The 17,462-nt window shown below is 73.9% G+C and carries 18 protein-coding genes and 1 pseudogene; 8 read left to right on the forward strand and 11 right to left on the reverse strand.

Annotated elements, in window-relative coordinates; translation table 11 throughout:
* Positions 1–528 precede the first annotated feature (528 nt).
* The 3 genes from V6U77_RS00295 (at position 529) to V6U77_RS00305 (ending at position 3,650) form a co-directional block, all read left to right on the forward strand.
* Positions 529–1,488 carry an ECF subfamily RNA polymerase sigma factor, BldN family gene (locus V6U77_RS00295; protein ID WP_334604007.1) on the forward strand — a complete coding sequence of 320 codons (960 nt, stop codon included), beginning with the start codon at positions 529–531 and terminating at the stop codon, positions 1,486–1,488.
* Between the two features lie 287 nt (positions 1,489–1,775).
* Positions 1,776–2,660 (forward strand): DUF5667 domain-containing protein, encoded by an 885-nt coding sequence (locus V6U77_RS00300; protein WP_334604008.1) that lies wholly within the window; start codon positions 1,776–1,778, stop codon positions 2,658–2,660.
* A 114-nt stretch (positions 2,661–2,774) separates the two neighbouring features.
* A complete protein-coding gene (locus V6U77_RS00305) occupies positions 2,775–3,650 on the forward strand; it encodes an HAD family hydrolase (protein ID WP_334604009.1) in 876 nt (291 codons plus the stop codon).
* A gap of 266 nt (positions 3,651–3,916) precedes the next feature.
* Here V6U77_RS00305 and V6U77_RS00310 read toward each other — a convergent pair whose 3' ends face one another.
* From V6U77_RS00310 to V6U77_RS00335, 6 genes and pseudogenes are all read right to left on the reverse strand, one after another.
* The gene (locus tag V6U77_RS00310; protein WP_334604210.1) at positions 3,917–4,789 is read right to left on the reverse strand and encodes a lysophospholipid acyltransferase family protein; all 873 of its coding nucleotides are present in this window, start codon (positions 4,787–4,789) and stop codon (positions 3,917–3,919) included.
* A gap of 254 nt (positions 4,790–5,043) precedes the next feature.
* Positions 5,044–6,117: an NAD-dependent epimerase/dehydratase family protein gene (locus tag V6U77_RS00315; protein ID WP_334604010.1), complete on the reverse strand. Its 1,074-nt coding sequence runs from the start codon at positions 6,115–6,117 to the stop codon at positions 5,044–5,046.
* A 120-nt stretch (positions 6,118–6,237) separates the two neighbouring features.
* A complete protein-coding gene (locus V6U77_RS00320; protein ID WP_007465623.1) occupies positions 6,238–6,339 on the reverse strand; it encodes a 30S ribosomal protein bS22 in 102 nt (33 codons plus the stop codon).
* 215 nt (positions 6,340–6,554) lie between these two features.
* On the reverse strand, positions 6,555–6,764 hold the full coding sequence (locus V6U77_RS00325) for a helix-turn-helix domain-containing protein (protein ID WP_145773774.1): 210 nt from the start codon (positions 6,762–6,764) through the stop codon (positions 6,555–6,557).
* Between the two features lie 331 nt (positions 6,765–7,095).
* A pseudogene (locus tag V6U77_RS00330) lies at positions 7,096–7,242 on the reverse strand (ABC transporter ATP-binding protein); the annotation flags it as partial.
* A gap of 43 nt (positions 7,243–7,285) precedes the next feature.
* On the reverse strand, positions 7,286–8,680 hold the full coding sequence (locus V6U77_RS00335; RefSeq protein WP_334604011.1) for a hypothetical protein: 1,395 nt from the start codon (positions 8,678–8,680) through the stop codon (positions 7,286–7,288).
* A gap of 134 nt (positions 8,681–8,814) precedes the next feature.
* On the opposite strand from V6U77_RS00335, the gene V6U77_RS00340 reads away from it, so the two are divergent.
* Positions 8,815–9,225, forward strand: coding sequence for a VOC family protein (locus tag V6U77_RS00340; RefSeq protein ID WP_334604012.1), 411 nt, complete (start codon positions 8,815–8,817; stop codon positions 9,223–9,225).
* A gap of 1 nt (position 9,226) precedes the next feature.
* Here the strand turns inward: V6U77_RS00340 and V6U77_RS00345 are convergent, their stop codons facing one another.
* Positions 9,227–10,147, reverse strand: a complete 921-nt coding sequence (locus V6U77_RS00345; protein WP_334604013.1) for a proline dehydrogenase family protein — start codon at positions 10,145–10,147, stop codon at positions 9,227–9,229.
* 131 nt (positions 10,148–10,278) lie between these two features.
* On the opposite strand from V6U77_RS00345, the gene V6U77_RS00350 reads away from it, so the two are divergent.
* The 3 genes from V6U77_RS00350 to V6U77_RS00360 are packed head-to-tail and all read left to right on the forward strand — an operon-like array spanning position 10,279 to position 12,308.
* Positions 10,279–10,548, forward strand: coding sequence for a hypothetical protein (locus V6U77_RS00350; protein WP_334604014.1), 270 nt, complete (start codon positions 10,279–10,281; stop codon positions 10,546–10,548).
* A 1-nt stretch (position 10,549) separates the two neighbouring features.
* On the forward strand, positions 10,550–11,716 hold the full coding sequence (locus V6U77_RS00355; protein WP_334604015.1) for a glutathionylspermidine synthase family protein: 1,167 nt from the start codon (positions 10,550–10,552) through the stop codon (positions 11,714–11,716).
* A 19-nt stretch (positions 11,717–11,735) separates the two neighbouring features.
* The gene (locus V6U77_RS00360) at positions 11,736–12,308 is read left to right on the forward strand and encodes a CGNR zinc finger domain-containing protein (RefSeq protein WP_334604016.1); all 573 of its coding nucleotides are present in this window, start codon (positions 11,736–11,738) and stop codon (positions 12,306–12,308) included.
* 133 nt (positions 12,309–12,441) lie between these two features.
* On the opposite strand, the gene V6U77_RS00365 is transcribed toward V6U77_RS00360, so the two are convergent.
* Positions 12,442–13,248: a sugar phosphate isomerase/epimerase family protein gene (locus V6U77_RS00365; protein WP_334604017.1), complete on the reverse strand. Its 807-nt coding sequence runs from the start codon at positions 13,246–13,248 to the stop codon at positions 12,442–12,444.
* Positions 13,249–13,350: 102 nt separating this feature from the next.
* Positions 13,351–14,295 (reverse strand): Ppx/GppA phosphatase family protein, encoded by a 945-nt coding sequence (locus tag V6U77_RS00370; protein ID WP_334604018.1) that lies wholly within the window; start codon positions 14,293–14,295, stop codon positions 13,351–13,353.
* A 74-nt stretch (positions 14,296–14,369) separates the two neighbouring features.
* Between V6U77_RS00370 and V6U77_RS00375 the strand changes: the two genes are divergently transcribed.
* Positions 14,370–15,179 (forward strand): hypothetical protein, encoded by an 810-nt coding sequence (locus V6U77_RS00375; protein ID WP_334604019.1) that lies wholly within the window; start codon positions 14,370–14,372, stop codon positions 15,177–15,179.
* Positions 15,180–15,236: 57 nt separating this feature from the next.
* On the opposite strand, the gene V6U77_RS00380 is transcribed toward V6U77_RS00375, so the two are convergent.
* Both V6U77_RS00380 and V6U77_RS00385 read right to left on the reverse strand, forming a co-directional pair.
* Positions 15,237–15,920: a response regulator transcription factor gene (locus V6U77_RS00380; protein WP_334604020.1), complete on the reverse strand. Its 684-nt coding sequence runs from the start codon at positions 15,918–15,920 to the stop codon at positions 15,237–15,239.
* On the reverse strand, positions 15,917–17,230 hold the full coding sequence (locus tag V6U77_RS00385; RefSeq protein ID WP_334604021.1) for a sensor histidine kinase: 1,314 nt from the start codon (positions 17,228–17,230) through the stop codon (positions 15,917–15,919). Before V6U77_RS00385 ends, V6U77_RS00380 begins: the two co-directional genes overlap by 4 nt.
* Positions 17,231–17,462: the final 232 nt, after the last annotated feature.

Genomic DNA, 17,462 nt, shown 5'->3' on the forward strand with positions numbered 1-17,462 from the left:
GGGGGCAGCGGGAACGCCGGCCCACGGCAGTCCCGTAGACGGGACGACCGGAGCCCGCGAGCCGGATGGCACCTGTTCCGCCGACGGGACACGTCCGGATCGTCGGCCCGGCCGCCCCGTCCTGAACCGACACCCGCGCCGCGACCCTCGCCAACGCCCACAATCCGGCCGCTGACCTGGAATTTCTTTCACAACCACGCCGCACTCCGAAAGTCAACCACACACGACGGACAACGGGTCCGCCAGGTGTGCGACGCCGCCGGAAATACTTCCGCCCTGTGTAACGGACTTGCCACGCGTGGGTGACGTTGGCCCTATCATCACTCGGGTCGGCTCACCCCATTTGCCGTGAGTCGACACCCCTCGGCCCGAGGAGGCCCCCGTGCCTGTGAGCGCATTGGACCAGCACCTCAAGGGGATCTGCCGCCCGTCGGCACACCCCGAGCCAGCCCTGCCCGGCCGTGCCGGCCGGGCCATGACGGCGACACGCCGACCGTCCCGGTCGGCCGGCGGGACGGAGGCGGCGCGGTGACCACCTTCGGATACGCGGAACGGCCGGCCGGCCTGACCAACCCGGTGATTCGCGGGCCGGTGAACGAACGACCCGCCGCCCGGGGCCCGCTGGACGACGCGGGCGGCCTCGCCGTCCGGGGCGAGGGCGCGTCGAGCCGGACCCGCAACCGGCCGCACCAGAACGAACCACCGCCACGCCCCGCGGCGCCGGGAGGCAACGCGAAGCCGGCCGGCGGGCGGGTCGCCGTTCCCGCCCGGCCCACCATGCCCGCCCAGGGCCGCCGCACCACGGAGCCGACCAGGACGCCCGACGAGTCGGGCACGGAGACGGCGGTGATCCCGGCGGTGCCGGCGGCCCCCGCCCCGGTCAACGCCGCCACGGGCTTCCCCAGCCGCCCGGACCCGTCCGACCCCGCCACGGAGGTCTGGGGGCTGGTCGAACGGGCCCAGGCCGGCGAGTCGGAGGCGTTCGGGCTGATCTACGACCGGTACGTCGACACGGTGTTCCGGTTCGTCTACTTCCGGGTGGGCAACCGTCAGCTCGCCGAGGACCTCACCTCCGACACCTTCCTGCGCGCCCTCAAGCGGATCGGCAGCTTCACCTGGCAGGGTCGTGACCTGGGCGCCTGGCTGGTCACCATCGCCCGGAACCTGGTGGCGGACCACTTCAAGTCCGGCCGCTACCGGCTGGAGGTCACCACCGGGGACGTGCTGGACGCCGACCGGGAGGACCGGGGCCCCGAGGGCAGCCCGGAGGCGGCGGTGGTCGAGCACATCACCAACGTGGCCCTGCTCAGCGCCGTCAAGCAGCTCAACCCCGAGCAGCAGGAGTGCATCGTGCTGCGGTTCCTGCAGGGCTTCTCCGTGGCCGAGACGGCCCGCGCGATGGGCAAGAACGAGGGCGCGATCAAGGCACTGCAGTACCGCGCGGTGCGAGCGCTGGCCCGGCTGCTGCCCGACGGCTTCCAACCGTAGTCCCGTTCCAGGAGACTGCCGTGCATCGATCGACGTACGCGCAGTTCAGCGGCGTCACGCCCCCGTGTCGGCGATCACTTTCCGTGATTTCGCCTCCGTCGGCCCCGTAACCCATGTCCGGTGCGGACCGTTTCTCCGGGTGCGACCGGTGGTAGCCCCGGTGTCCCCCGGGCCCCGAGGCCCGGTGGTGCGGCCGACCACGACCTTCGTCCTGGTGCCACGCCGTCACCGGTCGCTGTCGACGACAGCGGCCGACCGGCCGCGACCAGCGAGAGGAGGTGCCCACGGTGGACAGCAACCTCTTCTCCCGTCGGCGCGCGGAGCGTTTCGCGCAGCTTCTCGACGAGGCCAACGGGGGCCGGCGACACCACGTCCGTTCCCGGGCCGACGACCAGTTGGCCACCCTCGTCGCGGTGGGTCAGCGGCTGACCTCCGCCCCGCCCGCCGTGCAGGTGGACCCGGAGTTCCGTACGGGGCTGCGGGCCATGCTGCTGGCCACGGCCGAGCGCGAGGGCATCGGCGCCCCGGCCGCCGCCCCGGCCGAATCCTCGTCCCGACGTTCCGTCGCCGAGACCGGCCGCAACCGGCTGCTACCGGCGGTGACCGCCCGGCGGGCCCGTGCCCGCGGCGCCATCCTGGTCGGCATCGCGGCCGGCGCCGTGGCCGTCTCGGGCATCTCCGCCGCCAGTGAGAACGCCGTCCCCGGCGACGCGCTGTACGGCATGAAGCGCTCCACCGAGCGCGCCCAGCTCGCGCTGGCCAGCTCGGACGTCAGTCGGGGGCAGCTGTTCCTGGACTTCGCCCGTACCCGGCTCGCCGAGGCGGCCGAGATGCGCGGGGACGAGGCCGGCTTCAGCGCCGTACTCGACGACATGGACGCCGACACCCGCCAGGGCGTACGCCTGCTGACCACCGCCGCGACGCAACGCTCGGACCCGGCGGCGCTGGACGCGGTCAACTCCTTCCTCACCGGCCAGCGCCGGGCGGTCGCCGGGCTCCTCGACGACGCCGGCCGGGCCGACCGCGACCGCACGCGCCGCTCGCTCGCCCTGCTCGACGCGGCCCGCAAGCGTTCCGACGCGCTGCGCGCGGCGATCGCCTGCGGCCTGCCCGCGCCGGTGGGCAGCGACGCCCTCGGCCCTGCCCCCGCCAGCTGCCCCGGCGAACGCTGACCGTCGGCCGAGACGCCCGCGCCACAGTTCGTCCCTCGGACGGCCGTCCGCCCCCGGGCCCCGGCTACCCTCGCGGGAGGCACACGTCGCGCCGTCGAGCGGAGGGGAGGTCGCGTGGCCCGCAGCCGCAAGGTGACGGTCAGCACCGACGCCCACGGTCACACCGCCGGTTGGGCGGAGACCGACCTGGAGCCGTTGGCTCCCCCGGAACCCGACCCGGGCGCGGCGGCCTTCTTCGACGTCGACAACACGATGATGCGAGGCGCGTCCATCTACTGGTTCGCCCGGGGCCTCGCCGCGCGCAACTACTTCACCACCACCGACCTGGCCCGGTTCGCCTGGCAGCAGCTGCGGTTCCGGTTGCTCGCCACCGAGCACGCCGGCGACATGTCGCAGGCGAAGGAGGCCGCCCTCGCCTTCGTCGAGGGCTGGCGGGTGGACGACGTGGAACGCCTCGCGGAGGAGATCTTCGACGAGCTGATGGCACCCCGGATCTGGGCCGGCACCCGCCAGCTCGCCCAGCGTCACCTGGACGCCGGCGAGCGGGTCTGGCTGGTCAGCGCCGCGCCGGTGGAGATCGGCCGGGTGATCGCCGCACGGCTGGGCCTGACCGGCGCGGTCGGGACGGTCGCCGAGATCGTCGACGGCGCGTACACCGGCCGGCTGGTCGGCGACCTGATGCACGGCCCGGCCAAGGCGGAGGCGGTCACCCAGCTCGCCGCCGTCGAAGGGCTGGACCTGGGTCGCTGCACCGCCTACAGCGACTCGTGCAACGACCTGCCGATGCTGTCCATGGTGGGCCGGGGCGTGGCCGTGAACCCGGACGCCGCCCTGTTCCGGGAGGCCCGGCAGCGCGGCTGGGACGTCCGCGACTTCCGCACGGGCCGCCGCGCCGTCAAGATCGCCGTGCCGTCCACCGCGGCGGCCGGCCTGGTCGCCGGGGCGGTCACCGCCGGGCTGGCGCTGCACCGTCGCCGCCGCGACGGCTGACGGCGTGGCAGGCGTGCGAGGCTGAGGAAACCGCGCGAAGCTGAGGAACCACTGCCGCCGGGACGCTGATACCTAGGCGGCATAAAAATACCTGTGTGGTATCGAGTCGAGGGGACTGTGCCACGGTCGTCGCGGTCCCGGCGCAGCCGACCGTCGCAGTCCCGGCGCAGCCGACCGTCGCAGTCCCGGCGCAGCCGACCGTCGCAGTCCGGCGCAGCCGGCCACGGCTCAAGAAGCGGACCGTGCCGGCGTCGGGCGGGCGCCCCTCAGGGGCCGAACGGGTCCGGGCGCCGCTCCAGCAGCTGGTGCAGGGTCTGCTGGATGGTCTCCCGCACCTGGTCGGCGAGGTTGAACACGACCAGCGGGTCGTCGGCGGAATCCGTCAGGTGGGCGGTGGGGATCGGCGGACAGAACTCGATCAGCCACTTGCTCGGCAGCGGCACCATGCCCAGTGGACCCAGCAGCGGGAAGGTCGGCGTGACCGGGAAGTAGGGCAGCTTGAGCAGCCGCGCCAGGGGCTTGATGTCGGCGAGCATCGGATAGGTCTCCTCGCCGCCGACGATGGCGACCGGCACGATCGGGGTGCCGGTGCGCAGCGCCGCCGAGACGAACCCGCCGCGGCCGAATCGTTGCAGCTTGTAGCGGTCGGAGTAGAGCTTGCCGACGCCCTTGAAGCCCTCGGGGAAGACGCCGACCAGTTCGCCGTTGCCGAGCAGCCGCTCGGCGTCCGGGTTGCAGGCCACCGTCCCGCCGGTCTTGCGGGCGATCTCGGAGACGACCGGCATCCGGAAGACCAGGTCGGCGCCGAGCAGCCGCAGGTAGCGGCGGGCGGGGTGTTGGTCGTGCAGCGCGGCCGAGAGGATCAGCGCGTCCAGCGCCACGGTGCCGGAGTGGTTGCCGACCACCAGGCCGGCGCCGTCGGCGGGCACGTGCTCCAGGCCGGTGACCTCGGTGCGGAACCAGTCCCGGTAGAGCATCCGCAGCAGCGGGTGGAAGACCGCCTCGGTGATGTCGGGGTCGAAGCCGAACTCGTCGACCTCGTAGTCGCCGGAGAGCCGCCGGCGCAGGAACGCCAGCCCCTTGGCGACCTTGCGGTCCCAGTGGTCGCCCGGCCGGTCCGGCACCGCCGGCCCGCCCACCGGTGCCGCCCCGTTGCGACGCGCGCCGCCCGACTCCGGTCCCGCCACGGTGGCGGCCGGCTCGTCGGTGGCCCCGGTGCCGGGCTCGTCGACGGTGGCCGGCGGGTCGCCCGCGACCGGCTCGTCGGTGGCGGCCGTGTCCGGCTCTGAGGACGGGCGGTGGTGGTGCCCGTTGGCCCGCGCGGGCTCGGTGCCCGGTGCGCCGACGATCAGCGGTACGTCGTAGCGGCCGTCGCGCCGCTCGTCCGGCGCGTTCACGAGCCCTCCCGCACGGCCGACCGCACCTGGCGGATCCCATCCAGCACGAGTTGCTCCGCGACGGCCAACTGATCCCGGTGCACCACGACCCCGCCGTGGTGGGCGCGGATGAAGTCGTCGAACGCGGCGGCGGTCGAGCGCGGCGTGAAGCCGTACTCCCGCTCCAGCCGGCTGGTGTCGACGACCCGGCCGTGTACGAAGAGGTCGACCTGGTCCAGGCCGTAGCGGCCGAAGCCGAGGTTGCGGGCGACCGCGGCGGCGCTGGACAGGCCGGGCTCCAGCACCGGCACGGCGACCCGGCCGGCCCGGCGGATCGCCTGCGACAGGGAGAGCACGCCGGGCCCCGCCACGTTGTACGTCCCCGGGTGGTCCTCGACGACCGACCGGTGCAGCACCTCCAGCGCGTCGTCGAAGTGCAGGAACTGCAACCGCGGGTCGCGCCCGAACACGGTGGGCACGACCGGCCGGGAGAAGTAGCGGGTGAGGGTGGTGTCGGCGGTCGAGCCGATGAACGGCGCGAAGCGCAGCACGGTCGCGGTGACGTCGGACCGGCGGCGGCGGAAGCCGCGGACGTACCCCTCGATGTCGAGGATGTCGCGGCCGAAACCCCCGCGCGGCACCTCGCGCGGCTCGGTCTCCTCGGTGAAGACGGCCGGGTCGCGGAACGACGCACCGTAGGCCGCCGTGGAGGAGCGGATCACGAGCTTGCGCAGGCGCGGAGCGCGCTGGCAGGCGGCGAGGAGCTGCATCGTGCCGATGACGTTCTGCTCCTTCATCGCCGAGCGGCCGCCGTGCTGCGGGTCCGGCGAGGTGACCAGGGCGAGGTGGACGACCGCGTCGACGTCGAGGTCGGCGAGGAGGCCGCCGAGCGAGCCTGCGTCGATGCGGACGCGCTCGACCCGGTCGAGCAGATCGGTGAACTCGGCACCGGGCTCGGGCTGGTCCACGCCGATGACCCGCTCGATGCGGGAGTCGGCGGCGAGGCGGGCGGCGACGTGCGCCCCCAGGTAGCGGCTGACCCCGGTCACGACGACGACCCCCGGGGCACCTGGGGTGCCACCGGGGGTCATGCCGCGCACCTCCCCTGGCAGGCGGGATCGAGCCGGGAATTCCGCGGCGTGATCACCTGAGCCTCCGGGGGTCGACAGTTGGCAAGTGACGACGGGAGCCGGGCCGGGACCCGGCTCCGGTCACTTGCCGAGACGGCGACGCTGGACGCGGGTCTTGCGCAGCAGCTTGCGGTGCTTCTTCTTAGCCATGCGCTTGCGGCGCTTCTTGACCACCGAGCCCATACGAAAGCCTTTCGATGCAACGTGCGGGGCGACCGGGTGACGCCACGAGGTGACGTCGGCGACCGCTTGCGGACAACGGACCGGACCAGCGGGGTAAGCGGCAGGCGCGCCTGCGGTCACGGTCGGGGTCCAGGGTAGCCGGAGAGCGTCAGCAGGACCAACGCGCCCCCGTCGATGCCCGTTACGTCGCCCTCCGGGGGCCGTCCGCGGGAGGGTCAGGCGGTTTCCTGAAACGCGCCCCGCAGGTATTCGTGCACCGCGTGTTCGGGCACCCGGAACGACCGGCCGACCCGGACCGCGGTGAGTTCACCGCTGTGCACGAGGCGGTAGACCGTCATCTTCGACACCCGCATCACCGCCGCCACCTCGGCGACGGTGAGGAACTTGACCTCCGACAGCCGTCCGTCGGACTGCGACCCGGCCATGGCTCACCGACCCATCCCATGCCCGGCGCGTGCGACCGGACGGGTTCGTCCCGCCCGGACCGGCGACGCGCGTGTTACCAGTACGGTAGCGGGACGGCTGTGACCGGCGCGATCCCTTCGTACAACTGATCATGGTTCTCGTCGGTGACCACCCGACCGGTCGGTTCGTTGTCGAACCCGTTGCGCGCGGCGTCCGGTCGGTCCTGGTTCCGCCGGACAGGGGCCGCGGGCGCTCTCGCCCCGGCGATCCGGCGCATCCGGGTCGGGGCGGCCCGACGCCTCGGGGTCGGGCGGCCCGACGCGGAAGGCGCCCGGTGGCCCGACGCGGAAGGCGCCCGGTGGCTCCGGCGGCGCCACCGGAGCCACCGGGCGGGTGCCCCGGACCGCTTCCGGACGCGGACCGGGGCTCCGCGCTGGGAGCGGGCACCAGTGTGTCAGGTCGGTCGGCGCCACCCGACAGCGGTCGATCATGGATGCCACCGGCGCGGCCCCGGGCGCCACCACGGCACTGGTCGATTCCGTCAGCCGACCACGGCGCGGACGTACCCGACGCACCCGTCGTGCAGGACGGACCAGGGTTCGCCGAGGACCCGCTCAGCCGCCCGGTCGACCGGGGTGCGCTCGTGCACCACGGCCGCGAAGAAGGCGAGCAGCCGATCCGGGCCGAACCGGTCGACCAGGTGCCGGACCGCCAGGTAGGAGATGCCGTAGCTGCCGCTGACCCGCTCGGCCGGGGCATCGTCGGCCGGGCTGAGGCTGTCGAGCCGGCCGTCCCAGCCGCCGCCGAGCAGGCCTCGCACCTCGTCCAGTCCGGCGTACCGGTCGACCGGCACGCCGTCGGCGCCCGCGTACTCGGCCAGCCCTTCGACCAGCCACCAGGTGCCCTTGCCCGGGTAGCCCCGCTCGGGCAGGGACGCGGCGTGGGTCAACTCGTGCCGCAGCAGGTCGTCCATCCCGCCGGCGACGAGCCCGTCGGCGTTGAGCACCACCTCGTGGTGGCCGCCGCCGACCGTGACCGCGTACCCGCCGGTCCACTTCGGCCGGCCACCGCCGTACCAGCGCTGCCACTCGCCCCGGCCGGCGTAGAAGATCCGGTACCGGTCCGGGGTGCGGCCACCGACGGCGTACGTGTCGGCGAGCCTGGCGGCGGCCTCCGCCTGGGCCAGCAGGCCCGGCAGTTGCCTGCGCAGGGCGGGAGTGGTGGCCACGAGCGTACGCGGACCGACGGCCACGGCCAGCTCGCTGACCTCCCAGGGCCGGGTGCCGGTCGCCGCGGAGCGGGACGGTTCCACGGCCAGCAGCCGGGGCCGCTCCCCCTCCCGCCAGCGGGTGCCGGTCAGCACCCGGCTGGTGCGGCAGTCCGGCGTGACGAAGCAGTAGCGGAACTCGACCAGCAACCGCCACTCGCCGGGCCGGCCCTCGACGGGGGTGGGCAGGCCGTTGGCGGCGGCCTGCCAGGCCGTGACCCGCAGCGCGCGCAGCGCGGCGTACCGGCGGCGCAGGTCCCGATGCGCGACCGGCTCGGCGACCGCCAGGAACCCGGCGCGGTCCCCGCCGAGCAGGGCCGTGGACTGCCGGGCCAGTTCCGCCGTCATGCGCTCCCCGAGCCGGCGGGCGGCCGCGGTGGCGGGGTCGTCGGCCGGCACCGAGGACGAGGCCGGGGCCGGCCGGTCACCGGCACGCACCAGGCCGGCCACCAGCGCCGCCGGCAGGCCGCACGCCGCCAGCAGCACGACCACCGCCAGCGCCACCCCGAGCGGCCGAACCCGCCGCGCCGGCCGCCCGCCTCGCACCGCCAGCGGGACGGGCCCGACGGGCAGGTCCGGGCCGTCGGCGGGGGCGGGCCCTTCCGTCGCGGTGGCCGGCGTGCCGTCCGTCACCGGTCGGCCGTCCGTCGCGGGCTGCCCGTCAGTCACCCGCCGAAGGGTACGACCATCCGGCCGGCCGGGCGAGAAGGTACCGCGAGCCACGCCGCCGGCGGCCACGGCCCGTTCTCCGGCAGGGACCACGGGCTTGACCTCATCCCGGCTGCAGGTCGCACGATCGCGTCATGCCGCTCCCCCGCGCCACCGTCGCGCACCTGCGTATCGCCCGACCGAGCCGCGACCTGGCAGCCGCCGAACGCTTCTGGGCCGGCGGGCTCGGCCTCGACGTGCTCTGGCGCTCCGCCGCCGGGGCGCCGGGCGAGCACGACCTGCTCATGCTCGGGCGGCCGGGTGACCAGTGGCACCTGGAACTCGTCGGCGGGGAGCAGCTCGCCGTCGTACCCGCACCGACTCCTGAGGACCTGCTGGTGCTCTACCTCGACGACCCCGTCGAAGACGAACTGGTGAGGGAACTGCAACGGGCCGGCGGGACGAGGGTCTCCGCCGGCCCGTACTGGGACCGCTGGGGGGTAGCGGTGGCTGATCCGGACGGCTACCGCCTGGTGCTCTGCACCCGGGGCTGGTCGAACGGCTGACTCACTTCCTCGACATCACGGCCCGGCCGAAGAACACCAGGTTGGCGGGGCGCTCGGCGAGCCGGCGCATCAGGTAGCCGTACCAGTCCTCGCCGTAGGGCAGGTAGGTCCGCACGGTGTAGCCCTCGCCGGCGAGGCGGGCCTGCTCCTCGGGGCGGATGCCGTACAGCATCTGGAACTCGAACCGCTCGGGACCGCGGTCGAACCAGCGGGCCCGGTCCTCCCCGATGGCGATCAGACGGGGGTCGTGGGTGGCCAGCATCGGGTAGCCGTCGCCGGACATCAGGATGTTCATGCAGCGTACGTAGGACTTGTCCACCTCGCGCGCGGACTGGTAGGCCACCGACTCCGGCTCCTTGTACGCGCCCTTGCACAGCCGCACGCGGGAACCGGCCGTGGCCAGCTCGCGGCAGTCCGACTCCGTGCGCCGCAGGTACGCCTGGAGCACGGCACCGGTCGACGGGTGGTCCTTGCGCAGCTTGGCGAGGATGTCCAGGGTCGAGTCGGTGGTGGTGTGGTCCTCCATGTCCAGGGTGACCGTCGTGCCCGCCTCCTCCGCGGCGGCGCAGATCGCCCGGGCGTTGTCGTAGGCGAGCTGCTCGTCGAACATCTGGCCGAGCGCCGACAGCTTGACGCTCACCTCGGCGGCCGGCGTGAGCCCCGCGCCGGAGAGCCGCCTGAGCAGCCCGACGTACTCGTCGCGGGTGGCGGTGGCCTGCTCGGGGGTGACGGTGTCCTCACCGAGGTTGTCGAGGCTGACCGCGAGACCGTCGTCGACGAGTTCGCGGGTCGCGCGCAACGCGTCGTCGGTCTTGGCACCGGCGACGAACCGGCGGACGAGGTCCCGACTGAACGGGGCCGTCGCGACGAGCCGCTCGACCTGGGGTGACCGGGAGGCGGCGAGGATGACGGTACGGAGCATGGATCGAGCCTAACGCCCGCCGGTGGCCCCGCGCGGGGCAGCGGGCGCAGCCTGCGCGGCCAGGTCCCAACCGCATCACAGGCCTCCCCGGCGGGCGGACGGCGTTGGCCCCCATCGGTTACAACGATGGTGTGGAACAACGCCCCCGCCGCCGGCTCCGGTCGGCCTCCGTGCAGCTCGGCGCGCTCACCGTCCTCGCGCTCACCCTCTCCGGCTGCAACATGACCTCGGACGACGACGATGACGACTGCGCCCTCGGCCCGGTGGGCGGCGGCGACACCGTGGCCCTGGCGTTGCGGACGCCCGTGGTGACATCCGGGCGCACCGCGCCGGAGCCGACCGCCGCGGCGGTGCCCGACCGGGGCGGCTTCGGCACGCACCTCGCCGCCTGCGGCGGCTGAGGTGCGCCGGGAGTCGGTCACCCCCCGCCCGGACTGGGACGCCACGATCCGCTCGCAGGGCCTGGTGTACGTCGACACCGAGCTGCCCGACGGCGGCATCATGTCGTACTGGGACGAGACCGCCGCGTACGCCTTCGAGCTGGACGAGGTGCTGCGCCTGGAGGAGGCGACCGAGGAGCTGCACCGGATGTCGGTCGCCGCCGCCGAACACGTCGTCGCGCGCCACCGTCACGCCGAGTTCGGCATCCCCGACTGGGCGGCCGAGGCCGTGGCCCGGTCGCTGCGCGAGGCGCCCCCCACCCTCTACGGGCGCTTCGATCTCGCCTACGACGGGACCTGGCCACCGAAGCTGCTGGAGTACAACGCCGACACCCCCACGGCGCTGGTCGAGGCGAGCATCGTGCAGTGGTACTGGCTGGAGCACACCCGGCCGGAGCTGGACCAGTGGAACAGCCTGCACGAACGCCTCGTCGGCGCCTGGGCGAAGATCGGCGCCGGCCTGCACGACCGCCGGGTGCACGTGCTCTGGTCGAACGAGGAGGAGTCCGGCGAGGACCACATGACCGCCGGCTACCTCGCCGAGACCGCCCGCCAGGCCGGGCTGGAGGTCACGCTCCAGCCGATCCAGCACATCGGCTGGGACGGCCGGCGCTTCGTCGACGCGGCCGACCAGCCGGTCACCACCTGCTTCAAGCTCTACCCCTGGGAGTGGATGCTCGCCGAGCCGTACGGGCCACTGGCGCTTCGGCCGGGCACCCCGACGACCTGGATCGAGCCGGCCTGGAAGCTGCTGCTGTCCAACAAGGCGCTGCTCGCCGTGCTCTGGGAGCTCTATCCCGGGCACGAGCTGCTGCTGCCCGCGTACCTCGACTCGCCGCGCGGCATGACGGAGTACGTGGCCAAGCCGCTGCTCGGCCGGGAGGGCGGCTCGGTGCGGATCGTCACCGGCGACACCGAGATCAGCAATCCGGGCATCTACGGCGACGAGGGCTGGTGCTACCAGGAGTTCCGGGCGCTGCCCGAGTTCGCCGGCAACCACATGGTGCTGGGCAGCTGGATCGTCGACGGCGAGTCGGCCGGGGTGGGGGTGCGGGAGAGCGCGAGCCTCATCACCGACGGCTACGCGCGGTTCCTGCCGCACTACATCGACGCGCCACGGCTCCCCTGAGTCGTCTACGGTTGTGGGCGTGAACTTCGACGCGTACGCCCGGACCGGCGTTGACCTCGTCAACGCCCGCCTGGACGACCTCGACGACCTGCGGGCCCTCTTCCCCGACGACAACGCGTGGATGCGCGACGAGGTGGCGGAGCGGGACCTCACAACCTTCCGGCGGGCGCAGAAGCGGCTGCGCGACGTCTTCGAGTACGGCACCTCCGGGCGCGACGCCCAGGCGGTGATCGAGCTCAACGGGCTGCTGGAGGCGTTCCCGGTGCAGCCCCGCATCTCCGGGCACGACTCCAACGACTGGCACATGCACGTGACCAGCCGCGGCGCCTCGGTGAGCGCGGAATACCTGGCCGGCGCGGTGTGGGGGCTGTCGGTCTGGCTCTGCGAGTACGGCAGCGCCCGGTTCGGGGTCTGTGCCGACGAGCGCTGCGGCAACGTCTACCTCGACACCTCGTCCAACTGCTGCCGGCGGTTCTGCTCGGAGCGCTGCGCCACCCGCTCGCACGTGGCCGCCCACCGCGCCCGCAAACGCGCGGCCATCGGCGAGCAGGCCGGCGTGAGCACCAAGGAGTCGCTCAGCACGGTCGTCTGACGCCCTACCCGACCGGTGCCCCTGCGCAGGGGCGCCGGTCGGGTAGGCACGGCGCTCGGGGCCTCGGCCCGGGGCGCCGCCGCCTGGGCCGGGGCAGGGCGCCGCTCAGGGCCTCGGCCGGGCGACGCGGCGCTCAGGCGTCGATCGGCGACGGGGTGCCGAGGTGCTGGCGCGCGAAGGCCAGCGCCTCCCGCAGGTCGGCCTCGCGCACCGCGCGGCTCTTCGCGCCCCGGGTGGTGACCTCCACGGCGACCGAGCCGGTGAAGCCGCGCCCGGCCAGCGAGGAGAGCAGCTCGCCGCAGGGCTGGGTGCCGCGCCCCGGCACCAGGTGCTCGTCGCGTCCCTCGCCGGTGCCGTCGCCGAGGTGGACGTGGGCCAGGGACGCGCCCATCCGGTCGGCCATCGCCATCGCGTCGGTGTGCGAGGCGGCGCAGTGCGACAGGTCGAGCGTGTAGGAGGCGTACCCCGTCTCGGTCGGGTCCCAGCCCGGCACGTACGGCACGAACTGCCGGCCGGCCATCCGGACGGGGTACATGTTCTCCACGGGGAAGCTCAGGTCCGGGTACTCGGCGGCGATGGCGGCGAGCCCGTCGGCGAAGTTGCGCGCGTAGTCGCGCTGCCAGGTGAACGGCGGGTGCACCACCACGGTGGGTGCGCCGAGCTCCGCCGCCATCTCCGCGGACCGGCGCAGCCGCTCCCACGGGTCGGGGCTCCACACCCGCTGGGTGACCAGCAGGCAGGGCGCGTGGACGGAGAGCACCGGCACCCCGTAGTGCTCGGCGAGCCCACGCAGCGCGCCGACGTCCTGGCTCACGGCGTCGGTCCAGACCATCACCTCGAGGCCGTCGTAGCCGAGCGCGGCGGCGAGCTGGAACGCCGCCGCGGTCCGCTCAGGGAAGACCGAGGACGTGGACAGGAGCACGGGGACGCGGGAAGTCACACCATCGAGGGTAGCCGGGATCGATCGACACCTCGTGACGAGAGACCGCAAACCGCCCAGATCACATCGGACCGACTCCTGTTCGCGGCGGGGCCCGCCAGCTCACTCCTGGCTGATCTGGTCCAGGCGGCGCAGGATCACGCCCTCGCGCAGCGCCCAGGGACAGATGTCCAGCGCGTCCACGTCCAGGCGGCGCAGCACGGCCTCGGCGACGACCGCCCCGGCGAGCAGCTGGTGGGCCCGGCCGGCGCCGACCCCCTCCAGCTCGACGAGCTGGGCCGGCGGGATGTGCCGGATGAACGCCAGCACCTGCCGCAGGCCGGCGCGGGTGAGCCGGCGCGGCGCCCACAGACCGGCGGCCGAGGGGGCCGCGCCGGCCAGCCGGGCCAGGGTCCGGAACGTCTTCGAGGTGGCCACCGGCCGCTCCCAGCCCACCTCGGTCATCTGCGCGACGACCGGGTCCAGCAGCCCGTCGACGTACGCCCGCAGCTCCTCGACCGCCTCGGCCGACGGTGGCGCCGCGCTGTCGGGGGCCACCCGGAGCCGGTCGCGGGTGAGCCGGCCGGCGCCGAGCGGCAGGGAGACCGCGACGGTCGGGTCCTCGTCGATACCGGCCGCGATCTCCAGCGAGCCGCCGCCGATGTCCAGCACCAGCAACCGGCCCGCCGACCAGCCGAACCAGCGCCGCACCGCGAGGAAGGTCAGCCGCGCCTCGTCCGCGCCCGGCAGCACCTCCAGGCGTACGCCGGCCTCGTCGCGCACGCGGGCCAGCACCTCGGCGGCGTTGGTGGCGTCGCGCACGGCGGAGGTGGCGAACGCGATCAGGTCGTCGGCGCCGAGCCCGACGGCCGCCGCCTTGGCCATGCCGACCGCCTTGACCAGGCCGTCCGCGCCGGCCTCGGTGAGCGCGCCGTCCGGGCCGATCTGCTCGGCCAGCCGCAGCACGACCTTCTCCGAGTGCGCCGGCCAGGGGTGTGCGCCGTGGTGGGCGTCGACCACCAGCAGGTGCACCGTGTTGGAACCGACGTCGAGGACACCCAGTCGCATGCTGAAGACACTAGGGCCAACCGGTTCGCGCGGCTCGGCGGACCAGTGGGGGTCCCGGGCGTACGCTGGGCCGGGTGACAGGCCAGATCGAGCTCCGTGTGCTGGTGGACGACCCGGACGACCCGCGCAGTCGCGAGGTGCCCCTGGACTTTCCCCGGGAGTGGATCGAGTTCACCGACCCGGCGGACGACAACCACCTCATCCGTGCCGACCTGACGTGGCTGCTGTCCCGCTGGACGTGCATCTTCGGCCGGGGCTGCCACGGCATCGTCGCCGGCCGCGCCGCCGACGGCTGCTGCTCGCACGGCGCGTTCTTCACCGACGCCGAGGACGAGCAGCGGGTCCGGGCCGCGGTCAAGCGGCTGACCCCGTCGACGTGGCAGCACTTCCGGCGCGGGTTCAAGAACTGGACCGAAGACGACACCATCGACGGCAAGAACTCCGCCCGCCGCACCGCCACCCAGGAGTCGGACGGGCCGTGCGTCTTCCTCAACGACGCCGGCTTCCCGGCCGGCGCCGGCTGCGCCCTGCACGCGCAGGCGCTGCGCGACGGCGTGCACCCGCTGGAATACAAGCCCGACGTCTGCTGGCAGCTGCCGATCCGCCGCGACCAGGAGTGGGTCAAGCGGCCGGACAACACGAAGGTGCTGGTCTCCACGCTCTCCGAGTTCGACCGGCGGGGCTGGGGAGCCGGCGGGCACGACCTGGACTGGTGGTGCACCTCCTCCACCGACGCGCACGTCGGCTCCGAACCGATGTACGTCTCCTACGGTCCGGAGCTGACGGCGTTGGTCGGCGCCCCCGCGTACGCGAAGCTGGCCGAGGTGTGCGGGGCGCGCAGGCGGCAGGGCATGGTCGCCCCGCATCCCGCCGACGGCGCCTGACCGACCGACGGCGAAGGGGCCCGCGCGCGTGCGCGGGCCCCTTCGTGCGTACGCGGATCAGGGCTCGAACTTGTAGCCCAGACCCCGCACCGTGACGATGAAGCGCGGCGCGGACGGCTCCGGCTCGACCTTGGAGCGCAGCCGCTTGACGTGCACGTCGAGGGTCTTGGTGTCGCCGACGTAGTCGGCCCCCCAGACCCGGTCGATGAGCTGGCCCCGGGTGAGCACCCGGCCGGCGTTGCGCAGCAGCAGCTCCAGCAGCTCGAACTCCTTGAGCGGAAGCTGGACCGGGGCGCCGTCGACGGTCACCACGTGCCGCTCGATGTCCATCCGCACCGGGCCGGCGGCCAGCGTCGGACCACCTGACTCGGCGGCCTCGGCGCTCTGCCGCCGCAGGACCGCGCGGATCCGGGCGACGAGCTCCCGGGGCGAGTACGGCTTGGTCACGTAGTCGTCGGCGCCGATCTCCAGGCCGACCACCTTGTCGATCTCGCTGTCGCGGGCGGTGACCATGATGATCGGCACGTGCGAGCGCTGCCGCAGCTGCCGGCACACCTCGGTGCCGGACATCTCGGGCAGCATCAGGTCGAGCAGCACGATGTCGGCGCCGGTCCGGTCGAACTCGGTGAGGGCGGCGGTTCCCGTCGCGGCGACGGAGACCTCGAAACCCTCCTTGCGGAGCATGTACGACAAGGCGTCGGAGAACGACTCCTCGTCCTCGACCACCAGAACGCGGCTCAACGGGACTTCCTTTCCATGTGCTGTCGGGCCTGCCGAAGCTCGGCCGTGCCGGCCTCGATCCCAGCGGACGGTGATGTCGCCAGGACCTCGTCGGGGCCACGGGTGGGCAGCCGTAGGGTGAACGTCGATCCACCACCAAGAGTGCTCGACACCTGCACCCTTCCGCCATGGTTGCCGGCGATGTGTTTCACGATCGCCAGTCCCAGGCCGGTGCCGCCGGTCGAGCGCGACCGGGCCTGGTCGGCACGGTAGAAGCGTTCGAAGATCCGGTCCACGTCGGTCGGGGCTATCCCGATGCCCTGGTCGGCGACGGAGATCTCCACGTGGTCGTCGGTGGCGCGGGCGGTAATCCGGACGGTCGTGTCCTCGCCCGAGTAGTTGACGGCGTTCTCCACCAGGTTGGACACGGCCGTGGCGAGCTGCGCGTCGCTGCCGTGGACGGTCAGGCCCTGCTCGGCGTCGACGGCCACCTCGATCCGTCGGGCGGCGGCGGAGGTGCGGGTGCGGTCGATCACCTCGGCGATCACCCAGTCGATCGCGACCGGCTCGGGGGGCGGCTGCGGCTCGGCGCCCTGGAGCCGGGTCAGCTCCAGCAGCTCCTGCACGAGGCGGCCCAGCCGGGTCGACTCGTGCTGGATCCGCTCGGCGAACCGGCGGGCGGCGACCAGGTCCTCGGAGAGGTCGGGAGCGCCCGCCCCGGCCGGCTCGGTGGCGTCCAGCAGGGCCTCGGCGAGGAGTTGGAGGGCCCCGATCGGGGTCTTGAGCTCGTGGCTGACGTTGGCCACGAAGTCGCGGCGGACCCGCGCCAACCGGTGCGACTCGGTCACGTCGGACGCCTCGACGGCGATGAAGCCCGCCCCGATGCCCATCGCCCTCAGGTGCACCCCGAGCGGGTTCACCTCGGCGCTGTCGCGGCCCCGCGGCAGGTCGAGCTCGATCTCGCGGCGCACGCCGGTGCGCCGCACCTGCCCGGCGAGCGTACGGATCAGCGGGTGGGCGGCGATCGAGCCCGGGGTGGCCCCGGTACGCAGCAGCCCCATCGCGCGGGCGGCGGGGTTGACCAGGACGGGCAGGTCGTCGGGGTCGAGCACGACCACGCCGGCCCGCAACGAGTCGATGGTGCGGCGACCGGTCCCCGACTGCGGATCCTCGGCCATCGGGAGCCTCCCCCAGCTGTGGGGGAAGCCGGACCGGCTCCCCGCCCGCGTGGCGCGTCGGCCCGCCGCCGGGACGAGCCGGGGCAGCAGCACCCCGGCGATCAGTCCGACCGCCAGCCCCACGGCCACCGCGACCGTCACCGCCCATTCCACCCGGCGATCGTAGGGTCATTGTTAACCTGGCAACCACCACAAAGGGGATGAATCACCTTCGCTTCCGGGAAAGTTCACTCCCCCGTCCGGCGTCGTTCACCGAGGTTCACCTCGGGTCTCCCCGTCCGACCTAGCGTGGGCCGCGCACCTGCTCCCCCGCCGGCCCCCGGGTCGGCGACCAGCGACCACGCCGCCGGCGACCGGGCCGGCGACCACCGACCACAGGACGTGA

This window comes from Micromonospora sp. CPCC 205546 (genome assembly GCF_036902715.1).
GTDB lineage: Bacteria > Actinomycetota > Actinomycetes > Mycobacteriales > Micromonosporaceae > Micromonospora.